Here is a 19,254-nt window from a genome sequence, read left to right on the forward strand (position 1 = left end):
GAGCCATGGACATCACCATTCACACCAGCTTCCTCCCGCACGACGACCCGGAGGCCTCCCTGGCCTTCTACCGCGACACCCTCGGCTTCGAGGTCCGCAACGACGTCGGGAAGGGAAAGATGCGCTGGATCACGGTCGGTCCCGCCGGCCAGCCCGACACGTCGATCCTCCTGGCGCCGCCGGCCGCCGACCCCGGCATCACCGACGACGAGCGTCGCACCATCGTCGAGATGATGGCCAAGGGCACCTATGGCTGGATCCTGCTGGCCACCAAGGACCTCGACGGCACCTTCGAGCGCGTGCAGGCCGGCGATGCGGAGGTCGTCCAGGAGCCGACCGAGCAGCCGTACGGCGTCCGCGACTGCGCCTTCCGCGATCCGGCCGGCAACCTGATCCGCATCCAGGAAGTGCGCTGAGCCTCCGGAGGGGCCGGGCCGCGGCGCTCCGACGGCTCGTCCCCTCCGCCTGCCGAAGGATTCGCGGCCCCGGGAACGCGAAGTGCCCCAGCGCCGGCTGGTGGACCCGCCCGCCTCAGCCGTTGCCCGCCGAGCGCGCCGCCCAGCGCTTCTCGACGCCGGCCAGGCGCCAGTACGCCAGCGCCGCGGCCCACACCACCACGAACAGGCCGACGATGAGGAAGCCGACGTTGTCGAGGTCGAGGCCGGAGATCCAGCCGGTCACCGGGTCGCTCAGGCCCAGCTTGTCGTGGAGCACGGTCACCAGCTCGATGGTGCCGATGAAGAGGGCGACGGCGATGGACAGGCCGGTGATGGTGAGGTTGTAGTAGACCTTCCGGACCGGGTTGGAGAACGCCCACTGGTAGGCGAAGTTCATGAAGGTGCCGTCGAGGGTGTCGAACAGGCTCATGCCGGCGGCGAAGAGCAGCGGCAGGCACAGGACCGCGTACCAGGGCAGGCCGGCCGCGGCGCCGCTGCCCGCCATCACCATCAGCGTGACCTCGGTCGCGGTGTCGAAGCCGATCCCGAAGAGGAAGCCGAGCGGGAACATCTGGCCGGGGCGGGAGATGGAGCGGGTGAACCGACCCAGGAAGCGGTTCATGAAGCCCCGGGAATCCAGCTGCTGCTCCAACTCGGCCTCGTCGTAACGTCCTTCGCGCATCCCGCGGAAGACCCGCCAGATCCCGGTCAGCGCGATGAGGTTGAGGGCGGCGATGAGGTAGAGGAACGTGCCCGAGACCGTGGTGCCGATGGTGCCCAGGATCTGGTGGGTACGGGATTCATCGTTGAGGAGGGCGCCGGCGAGCTGGGCGCCCCCGGCGACGAGGGCCGCCATGACGACCACGACGCTGGAGTGGCCGAGGGCGAACCAGAAGCCCACCGACACCGGACGCTTGCCGTCGGCCATCAGCTTGCGGGTGGTGTTGTCGATCGCGGCGATGTGGTCGGCGTCGAAGGCGTGCCGCATGCCCAGGGTGTAGGCGGTGATGCCGAGTCCGACGCCGAAGACCTGGCTGCCGACGGAGTAGTGGTGGGGGACCACGAGCAGGAACAGCACGCCGAAGGCGACGACATGCAGGCCGGCTATGACGGCCATCAGGCCCGCGGTGCGGACGGTGTCCTGCCGGCGCCAGCGGAACGTGGCGGGGGCAGGGGTGGTCGGGGTATCGGTGGACAGGGCCATCCGGCGGTCACGCTCCAGCACCTCGTGGATCACTTCGTGAGATGCCGTGGCCGGTCTCCTGGCTTACGGGTTCGCTGCCGCTCGTGCCCGTCCCTGCCTTCCCAACCGCGGGCTGCGGCCAGTGGCTCCGTCCACCCAGCAAGGTGCACGAAACGGGACGAGAACTCCCCGATCACAGTGGCGAGGGCCGCTCCGGACTGGGACCACGAGGTCCGTCACCGGTCTTCCCGAGCACCACGGCGCGCCAACCCTACGGGTCGCCCGGCGATGTCTTCAAGCCTGCACAACTGTGCAGGTATCGAAGATCACACTCTGCGACCTGCGAAGATGTCCTCATGCATCTCGTCCCGGCCGAGCGCGCCGACCACCGCACCATCGACGGCCACCGCGTCTGCGACGCCATCGCCGCCATCGGTGAGCCGGGCGAGGTCCGGGCCTGGGCCGACCGCTTCGCGCTGCTCGCCGATCCCGGGCGCCTCGCCCTGCTGCTCGCCCTCCACCGGGCCGGTCCCATCGCCGTCTCCGACCTGGCGGTCGCCACCGGCATGAAGGACACCGCGGTCTCCCAGGCGCTGCGTCTGCTACGGGCCGCCGGCGTGGTCGAGGGCGCGAAGGACGGCCGGGTGGTGCGCTACCGCGTGGTCGATGACGCGACCGCGGCACTGCTGACGCACTGCACGACCGGGGAACCCCACCGCGCGCGGGCTCAGGGCCTGTCCGACGGGTCGGTGTGACTGACCTGTCAGCTGATCGTTCCGGTCAGCATGGGGCGGGGTGATGCATCCGATGAGGAATGGGCTCGCTTGGAGCCGCACTTACCCGAGAACGTGGGACGAGGTGGCCGTTGGAAGAGCCACCGCAGAGTGATCAACGGCATCCTCTTCCGGCAGCGGACCGGCCTTCCATGGCGGGACCTGCCGGCACGGTTCGGGAGGTGGAAGACCTGCCAGGACAATGCAGAGGCAGCAGGGGGGGCCGGCCCGCCGGCTTCGACAAGATGCTCCACAAGCGTCGCAACGAAGTGGAACGAACCACCAATCGACTCACGAACTTCCGGGCGGTGGCGACGCGTTACGACAAGAGGGCCTACATCTTCCACGGCACTGTGACCGTCGCCGCGATCTGGCTGTGGCCTCGCCCCTGACCCGCCAGACCCTGCCTAGTCCGCCGCCCCCGGGGCCGTCCGCAGCGGCACCTCGCGGATCAGCCAGGCGGCCGCGAAGGCGACGGCACACAGCGCGGCCGTGCCGATCATGACGCTGTGCAGTCCGCCGGTGACCCCGGCACGGAAGGCGTCCCGCACCCCGTCGGGCAGCCCGAGCAACACCGCGGGGGTCACTTCGTGGCCGCCGGCGAGCCGCTCCCCGTCCCCGCCGAGCCGGTCCGTGAGAGTGGCGGCCATGCGGCCGGTGTAGAGGGAGCCGAGCACGGCGACGCCGAGCGAGCCACCGATGGTCCGTAGCAGCGTGGTGGTGCCGCTGGCCGCGCCCATGTCGCGGGGCTCCGCGCTGTTCATGGTGATGAGCATCGCGGGCTGCATCAGACAGCCGAGGCCCAGGCCGAGGACGAGCGTCAGCGCGGAGGCCACCGCCGTGGCGGTGTCCGCGCCGACCATGAGCAGGGCCAGGGCGCCCGCCGTGGCGACCGCGCCGCCCGCGATGGGGTACCCGCGGTACCCGCCGCCGTTGGCCACCGCCCGCCCGATGAACAGCTGCGCGCCCATCATGCCGAGCATCAGTGGGAGCAGCAGCAGCCCACTTTCCGTCGACGACATGCCCCGTACGAACTGCATGTACTGCGGCAGATAGCTCGCCGCGGCCAGCATCGCCGCGCCCACCAGGAAGCTCAGCACCTGGGCGAGCGTGAAGTTGCGGTCGCGGAACAGGCGCGGCGGGATGATGGGTTCGGGTGCTCGTCGCTCCACGTGGACGAACCAGCCGAGGGCGCCCACCGAGAGTGCGGCGAGCCCCGCGATCTGCGGTGAGAGCCAGTCGTACGCCGCGCCGGCCCAGGTCCCGATCAGGGTGAGCGCCAGAACGCCCGCCGTGAGGAGTGCGGCGCCCAGGAAGTCGATGCGGGCCGGGCCGCGCTCGCCGCGCAGTCGGATGCAGAGCCCGACGATCAGGAGTGCGGCGGCGCCGACGGGCACGTTGACGTAGAAGACCCAGCGCCAGTCCAGCTGGTCGGTGAGGAAGCCGCCGAGCAGCGGGCCGCCGATCATGGCGACCGGCAGCAGTACGCCGATCATCGACTGGGAGCGGCCCGCCTGCGCGGGCGGCAGGAGCGTCCCGAGGAGGGAGAGCGCACCCACGAAGAGGCCGCCCGCGCCGAGTCCCTGGAGTGCCCGGAAAGCGATCAACTGCCCCATGTCCTGGGCGAGTCCGCAGAGCACCGACCCGACGAGGAAGACCGCGATCGAGGTCAGGTAGCTGCCCTTGCGGCCGTACAGGTCGCCGGCCTTTCCCCAGATCGGGGTGGAGACGGCAGTGGTGAGCAGATAGGCAGTCACCACCCAGGAGAAGTGGTCCAGGCCGCCCAGGTCGCCGACGATCGTGGGCAGGGCGGTACCGACGATCGTGCCGTCGAGTGTCGCCAGGATGATGCCGAGCAGCAGTCCCAGGATGGCGAGGCGCGACGGTGGCGCCATGGCCGGCGACTGGTCGGCACCGGGCTCCGCCGTCTTGGGCGCGGTTTCTCCCATACGCTGATTCATGGTTTTCCCCCAGTGTTGTTGACGCGGCATCAGGCGGTGTAGGGGCGGGCGTTCCTGGCGTCCCGCAGTGCCTGGGCCCACCAGGCGAGTTGGTCGAGCATCGTCTTGGCCGCGGCGTCGCTCTGCGTGTCCTTCATCGCGTACTCCTCGTCGAACAGGCCCCAGGCGTTGTGCAGGCTGACCGTGTTGCGGATGGTGGTCGCGTGCAACTCCGCCATGACGAGCCGGAGTTGCTCGACCGCGCGCAGGCCGCCCGAGATGCCGCCGTAGGAGACGAAGCCGATCGGCTTGGCGTGCCACTGCTCGTTGTGCCAGTCGATGGCGTTCTTCAGGGACGCCGGGAAGCTGTGGTTGTACTCCGGCGTGACGAACACGAACGCGTCGGCGGCCGCCAGGCGCGGTGAGACCTCGGCGAGGGCCTCTTCGGTGCCGGGCGCGGGCGGCTGACCGAAGGCCGGGAAGACGGTGGGCAGTGGGGTCTCGGCCAGGTCGACGACGTCGACGCTCATGTCGTCGCGCTGGTCGAGGTGGCTCTTGATCCACCGCGTGACGACGGGTGCGAAGCGGCCCTCCCGGGTGCTGCCGACGACGACCGCTACGCGGAGCTGCTGCGGCTGCTCGCTCATGGGAAATCCCCCCTGATGTGTACGACGTATTGGGATGCGTACAACGTACACGTCGCTGTGTACGCCGTCTACTGGCGATACGCTGTACACGAACGGTCGGCCGGAGAGGAGCCCACTCGTGGCAGCCCAGAAGAAGAGCAGAGATGCGGATGCGTCCGTGCTGTGGGAACGCATGGAGCGCCCCGCCGCCGCGCCCCGCGCCTCACTGACGCCGCAGAAGATCGCCGCGGTGGCAGTGCAGGTCGCCGACGCCGAGGGCTTCGCCGCCGTCACCATGCGCCGCCTCGCCACCGAGCTGGGCGTCGCACCCATGGCCGCGTACCGCCATGTCTCGAGCAAGGACGACCTGTGGGCGCTGATGGTCGACCAGGTCACTGAGGAACTCGCCGTACCCGACGAGCTGACCGGCTGGCGCGACATCCTGCGCGCCTACGCACTGGCCAGTCGCGCCATGATGCTGCGGCATCCCTGGCTGGCCCAGCTGCCCACACCGCACTTCGTGCTGACGCCGAACCGGATGGCGGTCGCGGAACGCCAGCTTGCCGCGCTCGACGGCCACGGCATGGACACCGACTCGATGATGGCCGCCTTCCGCGCGGTCAACGCCTATGTGCACGGCGCGGCGCAGTCCGAGGTGGCGCTACGCCAGTACATGGAGGACAACGGCTGGGCCAGCGGCGACGAAACACGCCGCGCGCTCGCACCCCAGATGACCTATCTGATGGAGACCGGCCGCTACCCGACCTACCGGCGCTACGCCCTCGGGGCCGGGCGCAAGGACGACGCGGCCTGGCAGTTCGAGACGGGACTCGACTTCGTACTCGACGGCATCGCGGTCAGGATCGACAGCTAGGGGCTGTCCGCCGGGTCATGGGTATGCCGCCCAACCGACCGCCGGGCACGGCTCAGCAGATCGGGACGACAACCGGCCCCGGCGCACCGGGCCACTGCTTGGCGCGCGCACGGACACGCGCAAGGGCCCGCTGTGCTGGACAGCGGGCCCTTGCGCGTCGGGCGGGGGAGGCGCCCGGGACTACTTGACCGAACCGGCCATGATCCCCTGGACGAAGTGCCGTTGGAACACGAAGAACACGATCAGCGGCACGATCAGGGACAGGAAGGCGCCGGGCGCCAGCACGCCGATGTTGCTGCCGAACTGCCGCATCTGCGACTGCAGGGCGACCGTCAGCGGCTGCGACTCGTTGTCCGCGAACAGCAGGGCGACCAGCATGTCGTTCCAGACCCACAGGAACTGGAAGATGGCCAGGCTGGCGATGGCCGGGCGGCCCAGCGGCAGGATCAGCTGGGAGAAGATCCGCCACTCCCCGCCGCCGTCCATCCGCGCGGCCTCCAGCATCTCCTTGGGGATCTCCGCGAAGTAGTTGCGCAGCAGGAAGATGGCGAACGGCAGACCGTACGCGGTGTGGAAGAGGATGACGCCGGGGATGGAGCCGAACAGGCCGAGCGCACCGAACAGTTTGGCCACCGGCAACAGGCCGATCTGGACCGGCACCACCAGCATGGCGACCACGACCAGGAAGATCCAGTCCCGGCCGGGGAAGTCCATCCAGGCGAAGGCGTAGCCGGCCAGCGCGGCGATCACCACGACGGCGATCGTGGTGGGCACCGAGATCAGCACGGTGTTCCAGAAGGCCTGGACGATGCCCGAATCCTTCAGCAGCGCCGCGTAGTTGTCGAGCGACAGCCGGCTGGGCGCGGTCAGCGCCGTCCACCATCCGCTGTTGGCGTTCGCCTCCTCCGAACGCAGCGAGGAGACGAACAGACCGGCGGCCGGGGTGAGCCAGATCAGCCCGACGACGAGCAGGAACAGCTGGATCACGGCACGGCTGATCCGCTTCGCCGGGCGGGCCGACCGCCTGCGCGGCGTGACGGTTTGCTGGACGGTGGTCATGACTGGCTCCTGCGGAAGCGACGGATGTTGAGGGCCATGGCCGGCACCACCAGGAGCAGCAGCAGGACGCCGAGGGCGCTGCCCAGTCCCTGGTTGTTGCCACCGCCGAAGGAGACCAGCCACATCTGCAGGGCCAGGACGTTGGCGTCCTGCTGTACGGGTCCGGGCGCGATGATGTAGACGAGGTCGAAGACCTTCATCACGTTGATCACCATCGTCACGAACACCACGCCCAGGACGGGGCCGAGCAGCGGCACGGTGATCCGGCGGAAGACCTGCCACTCGTTCGCGCCGTCCATCCGCGCGGCCTCCAGCACGTCCCGCGGCATCGCGGAGAGCCCGGCGCCGATGAGGACCAGGGCGAAACCGGTCCAGATCCACATGTAGGCGCCGATGATGGCGGGGGTGATGAGGGTCGGGCCGAGCCAGGCGATGCCCTCGTACGGCGGGGCGAAGTCCTTCCCGGGCAGCTGCAGGGCGTACGAGCCCGGAGCCAGCCCGGTCAGCCGGTAGGAGCCGTCGGCCGCGGTGGTCGCCGTGCCCGCCACCTTCCCCCGGGAGTCGACGGCCTCGACGGTGAGCTTCGGCAGCCCGCGTTCCGTGCGGTCCACGGTGCCGGGCTTGCCGCCACCGCCGGGGGTGAAGTCGAGGTAGACCACCCCGCGCAGTTCACCGTGGCCGGCCGGGGACTTGGCGGCCCCGGCCGCGGGGCGCGCCGCGTGCGGCATGTCCTTCGGCGCCACCCCGACCAGGCCGAGGTTGACGATGTGCCCGGGGTCGGTGCGCCGCGCCGTGCGGTAACCGCCGTCCGGGCCCTTGGTCAGCTGCTTGTCGCCGATCCGCGCCTTGGCCGTCGGGAACGAAGTGGAGTCGCCCTGGAAGGAGTTGTGGATGCCGACGGTGACCGCGTTGAGCACACCGCGCTGCGGGTCCTGCTCGTAGGCGAGCCGGAAGATGATGCCGGCGGCGAGGAAGGAGATCGCCATCGGCATGAACATCAGCAGCTTGAACGCCGTCTTCCAGCGGATCTTCTCGGTCAGCACGGCCAGGACGAGACCGAGTCCGGTCAGCAGCGCGGGGGCGAAGACGACCCAGATCGCGCTGTTGCGGATGGCCCGGAGCGTGGCCGGGTCCTGGAACATCTGGGTGTAGTTGCCGACCCCGACGAAGGTGTCACCCGAGGCGTCGTACATGCTGCGGATGACCGAGAACACGATGGGGTACGCGACCAGCGCCCCCAGCAGCAACAGCGCGGGGAAGAGGAACACCGCGGCGATCCGGCGGCGCCGCCGGACGGCGCGCCGCGCGGGGGCGGCGGCCGTCCGGCGGGCGGTGCCGCCAGGGGGGAGGGGCGGGCCGCCGCGCGTGGTGGCGGGCGGCACCGCAGAAGTGGTGGCAGGCATGGCTGGAGCCTCGGTCCTTACTTTCCGTACGCCTTGGCCGCGGCCGCTTCGAGCTTCTGGGCCGTGCCCTTGGGGTCCGACGGGTCGCGCAGGAAGTCCTGCAGCAGCTTCCACTCGCCGGCGCCCTGGGTGCCGCCGAACGCCGCCGGTGCCTGGTCGGACATGTCGAAGCGGACGGAATTCCCGGCTCCGGTCAGCGACTTGGCCGCATCGCGGGTGACCTCGTCGTGGTAGGCGGACGCCGGCACCTTCTTGTTGGGCGAGATGTAGCCGCCGGCCTTGGCCCAGATCGCCGACGCCTCGGGCGTGGCCAGGTACTTGACCAGGTCCATCGCGGCCTTCTTGTTCTTGCCGGCCTTGAGCACCACCGCGGCGTCACCACCGCTCACCACCGGCGCCTTGCCGCCGTCGACCGACGGGAAGGGGAAGAACTTGGCGTCCTCGCCGACCTTCTTGTGCAGTTCGTCGGTGACCAGGGCGCTGACGAAGTCGCCCTCGTAGACCATGGCGGCCTTCTGCTCGGGGCCGAAGACCTGCTGGACGGACTCGGGGAAGTCGGTGCGCAGTGCGCCCGAACCGCCGCCGGCCACCAGGTTCTTGTCGCTGAAGAGCTTGCCGAGCGTGGTCAGCGCCTTGACCACGGAGGCGTCGGTCCACGGGAGCTTGTGGGCGGCCAGCTGGTCGTACTTCTCCTGTCCGGCCTGGGAGAGGTAGATGTTCTCGAACCAGTCGGTGAGCGGCCAGCCGGCCTCACCGGCGACCGAGAAGGCCGGCACACCGGAGTCGGAGAGGGTGCGGCCCGACTTCAGCATCTCCTGGTACGTCTTCGCGGGCTTCACCCCGGCCTGCGAGAAGGCCTCCGGGCTGTACCAGACCGTCGACTTGTGCGAGGCCTTGAAGTACAGGCCGTAGTACGTCTTGTCGACCGTGCCGTAGTCCGTCCAGACCTGCGCGAAGTTCCGCTTGGCCTCGGCGCTGATCTCCGACGAGAGCGGCGCCAGCCAGCCCTTCTTGGCGAACTGCTGCAACACGCCGACCTGGGGGACCATCACCACGTCGGGGGCGTTGCCGCCCTCGATCTGGCTGCCGACGACGGTCGAGACGTTGTCGCCGGTGGAGGAGAAGACCACCTTGGCGCCGGTCTTCTCGGAGAACCCGTCCAGCACCTTCTTGAAGTTCTGCTGTTCCACGCCGGTCCAGACGCCGGCGACGGTGATGGTCTGGCCGCTGAGTTCCTGCTTGCCGCCACCGGCGGAGGCGCCGCCGCCGCAGGCGGTGGCGGACAGCGCCAGGCCGAGCACGGCCGCGCCGGAGAGGGCGGCTCGGGTGTGTCGTACGGAGGGTCGTCTCATGATGGTTTTCCCTTCGGGAGGACTGGCGGGGCGTCGGGGGAGGGGGGTGTGGGGCTATCGGGGGGCGGGTACGGACGCGGACCCGGGGGCGTGCATCCACCAGGCGGCGGTGGAGCCGGGCAGCGTCCCCGTGGGGCAGTCACCGCTGGCCAGCAGCGGGGCGCCGGGGGCGGGGGCGGCCACCGGTTCGGTGCCGAAGTTGATGGCACAGACCAGACCGTCGCCGCGTTCGAAGGCCAGGACCTGGGGCGGGGAGGGGAGCCAGCGCAGCGTTCCCTCGCCGAGCTGCGGGAGGCTGCGGCGCAGCTGCAGCCCGTCGCGGTACAGGTGCCAGAACGAGCGGGTGTCGGACAGTGCCCGGTCCGTGGCGTGTTCGGCGAACCACTCCGGCTGCGGCAGCCAGGGCTGCGCCGCGTCGGTACCCGAGGTGAAGCCGAACGGGGAGGCGTGCCCGGACCAGGGGAGCGGCACCCGGCAGCCGTCGCGGATGTGCTGCCGGCTGCCCGTGCGGTGGAAGATCGGGTCGGTGAGGACCTCGTCCGGCAGGTCGACGACCTCCGGCAGGCCCAGCTCCTCGCCCTGGTAGATGTACGCCGCGCCGGGCAGCGCCAGCATCAGCAGGGCGGCGGCACGGGCCCGCGCCGGGCCCAGGGTGGTGTCCCCGGGCAGGTCGCCGGGTTCGGTCGCGTACCGGGTGACGGTCCGGACCTGGTCGTGGTTGTTGAGGACCCAGGTGACCGTGGAGCCGGTGCCCGCGATGTCGGTCAGCGCCTCGGATATCACCGTGCGGAAGGTGTCGACGTCCCAGCGCGCGGTCAGCAGGTGGAAGAAGAACGCCTGGTGCAGCTCGTCGGGCCGGACGTAGGCGGCCTGCTCGCTCGGGGTGCGGACCGAGACCTCGCCGACCAGCAGCCGGTCGCGGCCGTCGCGGGCGGTGTACTCCTCGCACAGCGCACGCCAGTCGCGCCACACCTGGTGCACCTCGGGCTGGTTCCAGGCCAGCGGGTTGACCGAGTCGCGGGTCCGCTCGTCGGCCGACGGGTCGGGGGAGTCGGGGAGTTCGGGGTGCTTGTAGAGCCCGGCGGCCACGTCGATCCGGAAGCCGTCGACGCCGCGGTCGAGCCAGAAGCGCAGCACCTTGTCGAAGTCGGCGGGCACCGCGGGGTTGCGCCAGTTCAGATCGGGCTGCTCGGGCGTGAACATGTGGAGGTACCACTGGCCGGCGGTCCCGTCCGCCTCGGTGACCCGGGACCAGGCGGGGCCGCCGAACATCGCCCGCCAGTTGTTGGGCGGCAGTTCACCGTCCGCCCCGCGGCCGTCGGCGAAGTGGAACAGCGCCCGGGCCTCGCTGCCCGGCCCGTCCTCCAGGGCGGCGCGGAACCACGGGTGCTCGCTGGAGCAGTGGTTGGGGACGATGTCCAGCAGGACCTTCAGCCCCAGCCGGTGCGCGTCGGCCACCAGCAGGTCGAACTCGGCGAGGTCGCCGTAGACCGGGTCGACATCGCGGTAGTCGGCGACGTCGTAGCCGTGGTCGTGCTGCGGGGAGGGGTAGAACGGGCTGAGCCAGATGCCGTCCACCCCGAGCTTCTTCAGGTACGGCAACCCCGTGCGGACACCGGCCAGATCGCCGATGCCGTCACCGGTGCTGTCGAGGAAGCTGCGGACGTAGACCTGGTAGATCACCGCATCGCGCCACCAGCGCTGAGCCGTGTCCGGGGACGTGGTGGTCCCGGTGGCCGACCCGACCGCGGGGGCGGCCGGGCCGGTGAGGGAGAGGGAGGGCGCGTCTTCGGCCGGGGAGCCGTTGTCTGCGGTGGCAATGAGCATCTGCCGTGATCCCGTTCTTGCATGAGCATGCCGTGCGGCCTGCCGGGGTCGCTGTTATGCATGCATGTTAAGTAGCCATGTCTTTTCGGTGTCAACGAAAAGACAGAAACTACTGGGAAGGTGCCCCGATTTGTCCCGGCTTCTGGCGCGCTTTGAGGCGTGTCCGTTACTTAACAAGTAACTAGAGCGAGAGGAGAGGGGGTGAGGCGATGGTCAGCCGCGGCTGACGATGGCGCGCAGTTCGCGCTCCAGACGCGCGACCGTGGCGTCCGTGCTCAGCCGGTGCACCAGCGCGTCGTGCATGACGGCCTGCACCGCCAGGCTCACCTGGTCGTAGCGCGGGCTCTTCAGTCGCGGCCGGGCGGTCAGCACGGCCCGCTTGAGCGTCGGCAGATACGGGAACCGCCGAACCAGCCGCGGATCCGTATACAGGTCCGCCCACACCGGCGGCAGCGCACCCTCGGTCAGCACCCGGCGCTGCACCGGCTCGGACGTCAGATAGGAGATCAGCTCGGCGGCCGTCTCCGGATGCCGCGAATGCGCGTTGACGGCCAGATTGGAGCCGCCCAGCGCGCTGGCACCCGGCCCGTCGGGACCCGGCAGCGGCACCGCGCCGAACTTCCCCGCCACCTTCGAGGACGGGCCGCCGGCCAACGCGTACGCGTACGGCCAGTTCCGCAGGAACAGCAGATGGCCGTCCTGGAAGGACCTGCGGGACTCCTCCTCCTTGTACGCCAGCGCGCGCCGGGGGATCCACCCCTCGCGCACCCCGTCGAGCAGGAACGACAGACCCCGCCGGGCCGCGGGGGAGTCCACGGTCACCCGCGTGCCCTCACCGGCGAGCACCGAACCGCCCGCCGACTGCACCGCCTCGACGACATTGGCGGTCAGCCCCTCGTACGGCAGGAACTGGCCCGCATAGCCGTCCAGTCCGTACTTGGGCGCGACCGTCTTCGCCAGCTGCGCCAACTCGGCCCAGGTGCGCGGCGGTCGGGCGCCCTCCCGGTCGAGCACGTCCTTGCGGTAGTAGAGCAGCCCGGCATTGGTCACGTACGGAACCGCGTAGAGCCGGCCCCGGAAGGTGGCGGTGTCCACCACGGGAGGCAGGAACCGCTTCAGCGGGAACCGTCCGCCGTCCACCGGCTTGATCCAGCCCGCGGCCGCGAACTCCGACGTCCAGGCCACGTCGATGTTCAACACGTCGAAGCGGGCGCTGCGGGAGCGCAGCTCGGTGACCATCTGGGCCCGGACCTCGTCGGCCGCGTCCGGCAGCTCGACCAGCGTCACCTTCTCGCGCGGATGCCGGTCGTTCCAGCCGGCGAGGACGCCGCGCAGATAGCCGGTGAGGTCGCCGCCCGTCACGAGCGTGATCGGACCGCGGCCGTCCGGATCGCCGAGCGGCTCGCCGGCCCGGGCACCCGCACTCCCCGCCAACAGCAGCGAAAAAACCAGCAGAGCCCTGGCAGCGGCACGCTTCCACCGCATGGGCTCCTCCTTGAACCAGGCGTCGACGGGACACTGGACCGACAGCCCGCCCCATGTATACCTGTTAGCCATGCGGGATACTAGATGTCGCAGGGAGATACGACGACCGACCGGCTCACACCCGGATGAGTTCACATAACCGGCATGTAGGGCGGGGAGGGAGAGGAAGAGCGTGCGGCTGCCACTCCTGGCTTTGTTGGTCAGCGGACCCGCACACGGCTACGAACTCAAGCAGGCTCTTGAGAACCTCCTCGGCGCGGCATACCCTCAGCCGAACGTCGGCCAGATCTACGTCACCCTGAGCAGGCTGGAGAAGGCAGGCCTGATCGAGGGAGAGGACGTCGAGCAGTCGGACCGGCCCAACAAGCGCATCTACCGGATCACCGCCGCGGGGCGGGAATCGGTGGACGCATGGTTCGACGAGGCGACCGCCGAGCCGCGGGTCCGGGACGAATTCTTCATGAAGCTCGCCGTCGCCTCGCAAACCGGGACCGCGGACCGGATCACCCTGATCAACAAGCAGCGCCGCCAGTACCTCAACACCATGCGGGACCTGTCGAAACTCGCGGCGGTGGAGGACCGGGGCAATCCGATCGCCCAGCTGCTGATCGAGGGCGCGATGCTGCATCTCCAGGCGGATCTGGACTGGCTGGAGCGTTGTCAGGAGGAGTTGGAATGAACCGGGACGAGCCGTCCGGCCCGATAGTGAGGGCAGCCGGCCTGGTCAAGACCCACCGGCCGGAAGGTGCCGCCCCCGTACACGCCGTACGGGGCGTCGACCTGACCGTCGAGCGCGGGGAATTCGTCGCCGTCACCGGTCCCTCGGGAGCGGGCAAGTCCACCCTGCTGCACCTTCTCGGCGGCCTCGACCGCCCCGACAGCGGCTCCCTGTGGCTCGACGGCCGCCAGGTCGACGGCTACCGCGAGGCCCGCTGGGCGGAACTGCGCCGCAACCACATCGGCATCGTCTTCCAGTTCTTCAACCTGGTCTCCAACCTCTCCGTCGCCGACAATGTCGAGCTGCCCGCGCTGCTGGCCGGCCGCTCCCCCCGGCAGGCCCGTACCGCCCGCACCGAGCTGCTCGACGAGCTCGGCCTGGCCGGCAAGGAGAACTGCACGCCCGGTGAGCTCTCCGGCGGCGAACAGCAGCGGGTCGCCCTGGCCCGCGCCCTGGTCAACGCCCCCAGCCTGCTGCTCGCCGACGAACCCGCCGGCAGCCTGGACAGCAAGGGCACCCGGGAGGTGCTGCGGCTGCTCGCCCGCTTCCACCGGCGCGGCCAGACCATCCTCCTGGTCACCCACGACGCCAGGATCGCCAGTGCCGCGGACCGGGTGATCAGCTTCTTCGACGGCCAGGTCGTCGACGACGCACACCTCGGCAGTGAACCGGGCCGCCCGGCGACCGGCGTGTCCGACGTGTTGAAGCTCCGGGGCTGACCCGTGCGAGCGGCAGCACGCTGGACCCAGGCACATCTGAGAGCGCACCGCCCCGCGGCCGTGCTCATCGTGCTGGCCACCGCCGGGATCACCATCTCCCTGCTGCTGGCCACCGCCCTGTTCTCCTACTCCACCGACCCCTGGCAGCGGATCTTCACCCAGTCCTCCGGTGCCCATGTCTGGATCCACGCCCAGGCCGGGGCCCGCGCCGGCTCGCTCGCCGCGCTGGACGAGGTGCGGGACGCCGCCGGCCCGTACCCCACGGTGCGTACCACCGCGAGCCTCCAGCCCGGCGGCGCCAGGGCGGCCCTCGAACTGCGCGGCGTCCGGGGACGTCCGGCGACCGCCGTCCCGCAGACCGTCGCGGGCCGCTGGCTCGACCCGCGCACCGATGCGGGAGCCACCCGGGGCATCGTGCTGGACAGCTCGGTAGCCCGGGCGATCTGGGCCAAACCGGGCGATTCTCTTGCGTTGGGCGGCTTCCCGGCGCCCCTGCACGTGGTGGGCATCGCCGACACCGCCGAAGCCCCCTTCCGGGCCGGCGAGACCCCGGGCGTGGCCTGGGTCCTCCCGGGGACCCTCGCCGCCTCCGACGCGGGCGCCGACCAGCGCGGCCGCACCATCGGCCTCCGGCTCACCCACCCCGAGGACACCGACTACGTCGTCCAGCGGGCGGTCACCCAGCTCGGCGCCGACCAGATCACCGGCGTCTCCACCTGGCGGCAGGCCAAGGCCGAGGCCGCCGGCGACAACAGTCTGCTCGCGCGGCTGCTCGGCCTCTTCGGCCTCGGTGCCCTGCTCGCCGCCGCGCTCGCCGTCGGCGGCGCGATCAGCACCAGGATCCGCGGCCACCTCCGCGACATCTCCGTCCTCAAGGCCATCGGCTTCACCCCGGGCCAGGTGGTCCGGATGTTCCTCGTCCTGCACCTCGGCTTCGCGCTGCTGGGCGTCACCCTCGGAGCCCTGGTCACCCAGCTGCTCGGCCCCCTCATTCCCGGCCGGATCGGCGAGGCGACGGCCCTGTGGGCGCAACTCCCCGAACACACCTGGCTGCCCTTCGCCGTGTGCGGGGGCGTGGTGGCCTTCATCGGCGCGGCCACCTGCCTGACCGCATGGCGCGCGGGCCGGGTGCCCCCGGTGCCGGTCGCCCGCGCCGCCACACCCACCGCCGGCGGCGGATCCGGCCTGACCCGGCGCGCCCTCGGCCTCAAGATCCCGCCGGCCCTGGTCCTCGGCTGGCGCGGCGCCTTCCACCGCCCGCTGCGCTCCTGGGCGGCCGTGGCGCGCCTGGCCGTTCCCCTGCTCCTCATCACCATCGCCCTGGGCGCCTGGACCACCCTGGACCGCTTCACCACCCGCCCGGAAAGCGTCGGCCTGGCCGCGTCCCTCACCGTCCGCTCGGACTCGCTCAGCGACCAACAGCTACGTCAACTCCTCGACAAGCAGGGCCAGTTGTCGCGCTACCCGGGCACCGAGGTGCAGGCACTGGTCCCCGGCCAGACCGGCACGATCACCCTGCGCGGCCTCGGTACCGACGCCCACCCCTACCCCTTCGCCCTCGCGGAGGGCCGGGCCGCGCACGGCCCGGACGAGGCGGTCGCCGGCGCCGGCCTGCTGGAACTCCTCGACGCACACGTCGGCGACTGGGTCCGGATGACCGTCGCCGGCCGCCCGCACGTCCTGCACCTCGTCGGCCGCAGCATCGAGACCGAGGACGCCGGCCGGGTCATCTCCACCACCCTCGACACCCTGCGCGACGACGGCCCCGGCGCCCCGGCGGCCCGCCCCGACTTCTACAACCTGGTCCTGCCCCACGGCGCCGACCCCGCCGCCGTACGCGACGCGCTCACCAAGGCCTCCGCGGGCCGCCTCGAAGTACGTCAGATCCCCAACCCCGCCGACCAGCTCTCCGCGATCCGCGGCGTCGCCGCCGGACTCATCGCGGTACTCACCCTGATCGGACTCGCGGAACTGGCGACCACCGTCGGCGCCGCCGTGCGCGACCGCAGCCGCGACCTGCTCGCCCTGCGGGCCGTCGGCCTCACCCCCCGCCAGATCACCGCCGTCATCGTCTCGGCCACCGCCTTCATCACCCTGGCCGCCGCGCTCGTCGGCACCGGGTGCGGTCTGCTCGCCTCCCAGTGGCTCATCGACCTCCAGGGCGAAACGAGCGGCTGGGGAACGGGCATCGCCCAACTCCCGCCCGCCGGCACCCTGGCCCTGGTCATCGTCCTCGCCGTGACGATCTCCGCGGCGGCCTCCGCTCTCCCGGCCACCCGCACGGCACACCGCCGCCTGGCCGACTCGGCGGCAGAGGTGCTGTAACGGGACGAGGGCCTCTTCCTCCAAGGGTGGGGAAATCCTCAGGGCCGGTGGTGGGGCCAGCCGCATTCTCCCGGCCGGACGGCGGCTCATAGCGTCGGCGCCATGACGACTTCTCTCCGTGTACCGGCGCCGTTACCACCCCCTCGTCGTGGACTGCTGGTGTTCCTCGGCGTCGCCTATCTGGGCATGTGGGTAGCCATGTCGCCACTCCTGGCGGGCGGTTTCCGACGGGAGGACGGCCGGGCGGAGACCGGGGCCCTGGAGCAGGTGTGCATCGCGGTGGCGATGGTGGTGCCGGCCCTCGCCGCTGTCCTCGTCGTCCGGTACGTCGAGCCGGCCGGCCGGGGGCGGGTACGTGACCTCCTCGCCCTCCGGTGGCCCGTGCCCCGGGGACGTGGTGTGCGGGCCTGCCTGCTGGCCGTTGCCGTCCCTGTCGTCCTTACCGTCGCGGCCCTCTGCATCGGCAGTGCGGCCGGTGTCTACTCCTGGGGCGCGCTCGACCGGCGCGGACTCGGTACCTGGGCAGCAGGGATGCTGCTGCAGTTGCTGGTGTCGCTGCCGCTGTTCTTCGGTGAGGAACTGGGCTGGCAGGGGTACCTGTTCCCCCGCCTGGCGCGGGACGGGCGGGGCATGCGACTGGTAGCGGCGTACGTGGCCACCGGCATCGCGTTCGCCCTGTGGCATCTGCCCACGCTGCTGATGGGCGGGCAGTACCCGGGGCGGCCCTGGTACGTGTCGGTACCCGCGATGCTGGTGAGTTGTACCCTCGCGCTGCCGATCTTCACCTGGCTGCGGCTGCGTTCCGGGTCGGTGATCCCCACGGTCGTCGGACACGCCTGCGTCAGCACGATCAGCGTGCGCATGGTCAAGGAATGCGCCGACCGCAACCTCACACTGGACCCCCTGCACATGGGACTCTTCGGCTGGCCCGGCTGGATCGCCATGGCCGCCTTCGTCACCTTCCTCGCCCTGACCGGACGGCTCCGCCTCCCGCCGGACCTCACGCCGCCACGGCCACTTCGCTCCGGTGGGTGAGGCGCCGCCGGAGCCGTGGGGAGCGGCCGGTGGACGAGCCGTCAGTCTGTGGCGGGGCCGAGTTGGACGCAGCTCGCCTACCGCTACGGGGTGAGGGTCGCCGCTGGCCTGGACCGCCTTCGGGCTGCTCGTACCCGTGGCCCTGCTCGGCTTCACGATGCTGGCCCGCTGGATCCCCGTCCACCGGGCCCGCGCCACCGCCCATGCGACCGCCGCCGTGCGTCGTCCGGGCCGGAGTGGACGGCCCCGGTCAGACGGTCAGTCGGCGCACCAAGCCGACCAGGCTCTCGCGCTGCGCTGCCGGCCCGGCCTGTACGACCCCGGGCATGAGCATGCAGGCCAGCTGAGGCAACGTGAACCAGGAGGCCGCCAGCGCGATCACCGCGTGCATCAACTCCCCTGCGGTGACCGCGTCATTGAGGGCCCCGCTCTCCTGGGCCCGGGCTACCGCGGCGACCTTCTCGGCGTAGTGGTCGGTGCGCTCGGACTCGGCGACCACCCGGTCCTGGTACTGCAGGCCTTCCCAGGCGAGCAGCCGCACGAAATGCGGGTGCTCGCGGTGGTAGTCGAAGACCCGGCCCGCATAGTCGCCCAGGTCCTGGGCCTGCTCGGCGGTGAGGGGCACCGCGGCCGCGATCTTCTGCAGTTCGGATTCCAGCACCGCGACGAACAGCTTCTCCTTGCTGCCGAAGTACTGGTAGATCCGCTCCTTGTTGACGGCCGCCCGGGTCGCCACTCGCGCCACCCGGGCGCCTTCGGGGCCGAACTCGGCGAACTCCTCCACCGCCGCGTCGAGCAGGAGCTGTTTCGTACGTGCTGTGTCCCAGGCCATGCCGCCACCCTAAACCATCTCCAACCAAAGGGTTGGACTTTGTTGCCGGGGCCGTGCCAGACTCCAGGCGTAATTCCAACCCAACGGTTGGAGATCGGACCGGTTTCCACCCCCACCTGCCCGGGAGAAGTCCATGGCCACGAGCACGCCCGCCGCCGTCCCGTCCGTCCACCGCCGGGCACTGATCACCTGGCTCGCCGTCTATCCCACGATCACGGTCGTCCTCGGCCTGCTTGGCCCGGCCACCGCCCGACTGCCGCTGATGCTGCGGACTCTGATACTCACCGCGATCGTCGTCCCCGTCGCCGCCTACGCACTCGTCCCGCTGCTGATGAAGGCCAACGCCGCGCTCGTCCGCCGCTGAACCGACCCGTCCCGGCCCGCCCTCGCCGCTCTCGATGTGCGACCGTACGCACCTCGGCTCCCCCCGGCTCAACGCCTCGGCGGCCCCTCGCGGCATCACGTGCTTGACCTGTGTGTGGTCGAGCAGGCCGGTGAGGGAGAGGTCCCTGCCGTGGCCGGAGTGACGGACGCCGCCGTGGCATCTCCGAGAGTGACGACCGGGCCGAACACCTCGCTCTGGACGATCTCGTCCTGTTTGGGCCGCGCTCGGCCTGCCGGACACCGTGCCGACGGGCTGAGCTCCCCGGCGCGCCGGTGCCCCGG

18 protein-coding genes, 2 pseudogenes and 1 riboswitch are annotated in these 19,254 nt (G+C 70.9%); of the genes and pseudogenes, 10 read left to right on the forward strand and 10 right to left on the reverse strand.

All coding sequences use genetic code 11. The features are described from left to right. Positions 1-5 precede the first annotated feature (5 nt). Positions 6-416 carry a VOC family protein gene (locus ACFV1J_RS25835; RefSeq protein ID WP_385861767.1) on the forward strand — a complete coding sequence of 137 codons (411 nt, stop codon included), beginning with the start codon at positions 6-8 and terminating at the stop codon, positions 414-416. 115 nt (positions 417-531) lie between these two features. On the opposite strand, the gene ACFV1J_RS25840 is transcribed toward ACFV1J_RS25835, so the two are convergent. Continuing rightward, positions 532-1,641, reverse strand: coding sequence for a HoxN/HupN/NixA family nickel/cobalt transporter (locus ACFV1J_RS25840; RefSeq protein ID WP_385861846.1), 1,110 nt, complete (start codon positions 1,639-1,641; stop codon positions 532-534). A gap of 30 nt (positions 1,642-1,671) precedes the next feature. Continuing rightward, positions 1,672-1,895, reverse strand: a riboswitch (cobalamin riboswitch). Between the two features lie 81 nt (positions 1,896-1,976). Between ACFV1J_RS25840 and ACFV1J_RS25845 the strand changes: the two genes are divergently transcribed. Together ACFV1J_RS25845 and ACFV1J_RS25850 are read left to right on the forward strand one after the other, a co-directional pair. After that, positions 1,977-2,375: an ArsR/SmtB family transcription factor gene (locus tag ACFV1J_RS25845; protein ID WP_385861768.1), complete on the forward strand. Its 399-nt coding sequence runs from the start codon at positions 1,977-1,979 to the stop codon at positions 2,373-2,375. 30 nt (positions 2,376-2,405) lie between these two features. Then, positions 2,406-2,785: pseudogene (locus ACFV1J_RS25850) on the forward strand (transposase). Positions 2,786-2,800: 15 nt separating this feature from the next. On the opposite strand, the gene ACFV1J_RS25855 reads toward ACFV1J_RS25850, so the two are convergent. Then, positions 2,801-4,354, reverse strand: a complete 1,554-nt coding sequence (locus ACFV1J_RS25855) for a DHA2 family efflux MFS transporter permease subunit (RefSeq protein WP_385861771.1) — start codon at positions 4,352-4,354, stop codon at positions 2,801-2,803. 29 nt (positions 4,355-4,383) lie between these two features. After that, complete coding sequence (locus ACFV1J_RS25860) at positions 4,384-4,980, reverse strand: NADPH-dependent FMN reductase (protein WP_083109323.1); 597 nt, start codon at positions 4,978-4,980, stop codon at positions 4,384-4,386. A 118-nt stretch (positions 4,981-5,098) separates the two neighbouring features. On the opposite strand from ACFV1J_RS25860, the gene ACFV1J_RS25865 reads away from it, so the two are divergent. Beyond that, positions 5,099-5,833 carry a TetR/AcrR family transcriptional regulator gene (locus ACFV1J_RS25865; RefSeq protein WP_385861773.1) on the forward strand — a complete coding sequence of 245 codons (735 nt, stop codon included), beginning with the start codon at positions 5,099-5,101 and terminating at the stop codon, positions 5,831-5,833. Between the two features lie 180 nt (positions 5,834-6,013). Here the strand turns inward: ACFV1J_RS25865 and ACFV1J_RS25870 are convergent, their stop codons facing one another. The 5 genes from ACFV1J_RS25870 to ACFV1J_RS25890 all read right to left on the reverse strand — a co-directional run bounded on the left by ACFV1J_RS25870 (position 6,014) and on the right by ACFV1J_RS25890 (position 12,959). Then, the gene (locus ACFV1J_RS25870) at positions 6,014-6,892 is read right to left on the reverse strand and encodes a carbohydrate ABC transporter permease (protein ID WP_385861776.1); all 879 of its coding nucleotides are present in this window, start codon (positions 6,890-6,892) and stop codon (positions 6,014-6,016) included. Continuing rightward, on the reverse strand, positions 6,889-8,295 hold the full coding sequence (locus ACFV1J_RS25875; protein WP_385861778.1) for an ABC transporter permease subunit: 1,407 nt from the start codon (positions 8,293-8,295) through the stop codon (positions 6,889-6,891). The genes ACFV1J_RS25870 and ACFV1J_RS25875 overlap by 4 nt, the downstream gene beginning before the upstream one ends. 17 nt (positions 8,296-8,312) lie before the next feature. Next, a complete protein-coding gene (locus ACFV1J_RS25880; RefSeq protein WP_385861780.1) occupies positions 8,313-9,647 on the reverse strand; it encodes an ABC transporter substrate-binding protein in 1,335 nt (444 codons plus the stop codon). A gap of 54 nt (positions 9,648-9,701) precedes the next feature. Continuing rightward, positions 9,702-11,474, reverse strand: coding sequence for a glycoside hydrolase family 13 protein (locus ACFV1J_RS25885; RefSeq protein WP_385861783.1), 1,773 nt, complete (start codon positions 11,472-11,474; stop codon positions 9,702-9,704). Between the two features lie 213 nt (positions 11,475-11,687). Beyond that, complete coding sequence (locus ACFV1J_RS25890; protein WP_385861784.1) at positions 11,688-12,959, reverse strand: ABC transporter substrate-binding protein; 1,272 nt, start codon at positions 12,957-12,959, stop codon at positions 11,688-11,690. Between the two features lie 172 nt (positions 12,960-13,131). Here ACFV1J_RS25890 and ACFV1J_RS25895 point away from each other — a divergent pair. Continuing rightward, a pseudogene (locus tag ACFV1J_RS25895) lies at positions 13,132-13,353 on the forward strand (PadR family transcriptional regulator); the annotation flags it as partial. Here the strand turns inward: ACFV1J_RS25895 and ACFV1J_RS25900 are convergent. After that, positions 13,332-13,421: a hypothetical protein gene (locus ACFV1J_RS25900; protein ID WP_385861848.1), complete on the reverse strand. Its 90-nt coding sequence runs from the start codon at positions 13,419-13,421 to the stop codon at positions 13,332-13,334. The pseudogene ACFV1J_RS25895 and the gene ACFV1J_RS25900 sit on opposite strands and share 22 nt — an antisense overlap. Between ACFV1J_RS25900 and ACFV1J_RS25905 the strand changes: the two genes are divergently transcribed. The 4 genes from ACFV1J_RS25905 to ACFV1J_RS25920 all read left to right on the forward strand — a co-directional run bounded on the left by ACFV1J_RS25905 (position 13,420) and on the right by ACFV1J_RS25920 (position 17,756). After that, positions 13,420-13,638 (forward strand): hypothetical protein, encoded by a 219-nt coding sequence (locus tag ACFV1J_RS25905; protein WP_385861850.1) that lies wholly within the window; start codon positions 13,420-13,422, stop codon positions 13,636-13,638. The genes ACFV1J_RS25900 and ACFV1J_RS25905 overlap by 2 nt on opposite strands. Next, positions 13,635-14,396, forward strand: a complete 762-nt coding sequence (locus ACFV1J_RS25910; RefSeq protein ID WP_385861786.1) for an ABC transporter ATP-binding protein — start codon at positions 13,635-13,637, stop codon at positions 14,394-14,396. The genes ACFV1J_RS25905 and ACFV1J_RS25910 overlap by 4 nt, the downstream gene beginning before the upstream one ends. A 3-nt stretch (positions 14,397-14,399) precedes the next feature. Further along, the gene (locus ACFV1J_RS25915) at positions 14,400-16,721 is read left to right on the forward strand and encodes an ABC transporter permease (RefSeq protein ID WP_385861788.1); all 2,322 of its coding nucleotides are present in this window, start codon (positions 14,400-14,402) and stop codon (positions 16,719-16,721) included. Between the two features lie 102 nt (positions 16,722-16,823). Next, positions 16,824-17,756 (forward strand): type II CAAX prenyl endopeptidase Rce1 family protein, encoded by a 933-nt coding sequence (locus ACFV1J_RS25920; RefSeq protein WP_385861790.1) that lies wholly within the window; start codon positions 16,824-16,826, stop codon positions 17,754-17,756. Between the two features lie 250 nt (positions 17,757-18,006). Here ACFV1J_RS25920 and ACFV1J_RS25925 read toward each other — a convergent pair whose 3' ends face one another. After that, complete coding sequence (locus ACFV1J_RS25925) at positions 18,007-18,588, reverse strand: TetR family transcriptional regulator (RefSeq protein ID WP_385861792.1); 582 nt, start codon at positions 18,586-18,588, stop codon at positions 18,007-18,009. 133 nt (positions 18,589-18,721) lie between these two features. On the opposite strand from ACFV1J_RS25925, the gene ACFV1J_RS25930 reads away from it, so the two are divergent. Beyond that, positions 18,722-18,952, forward strand: a complete 231-nt coding sequence (locus ACFV1J_RS25930; protein WP_385861793.1) for a hypothetical protein — start codon at positions 18,722-18,724, stop codon at positions 18,950-18,952. The last annotated feature ends 302 nt before the right edge of the window (positions 18,953-19,254 follow it).

Origin of the sequence: Streptomyces sp. NPDC059649, from assembly GCF_042734445.1 — a bacterium.
Classification (GTDB): domain Bacteria; phylum Actinomycetota; class Actinomycetes; order Streptomycetales; family Streptomycetaceae; genus Streptomyces.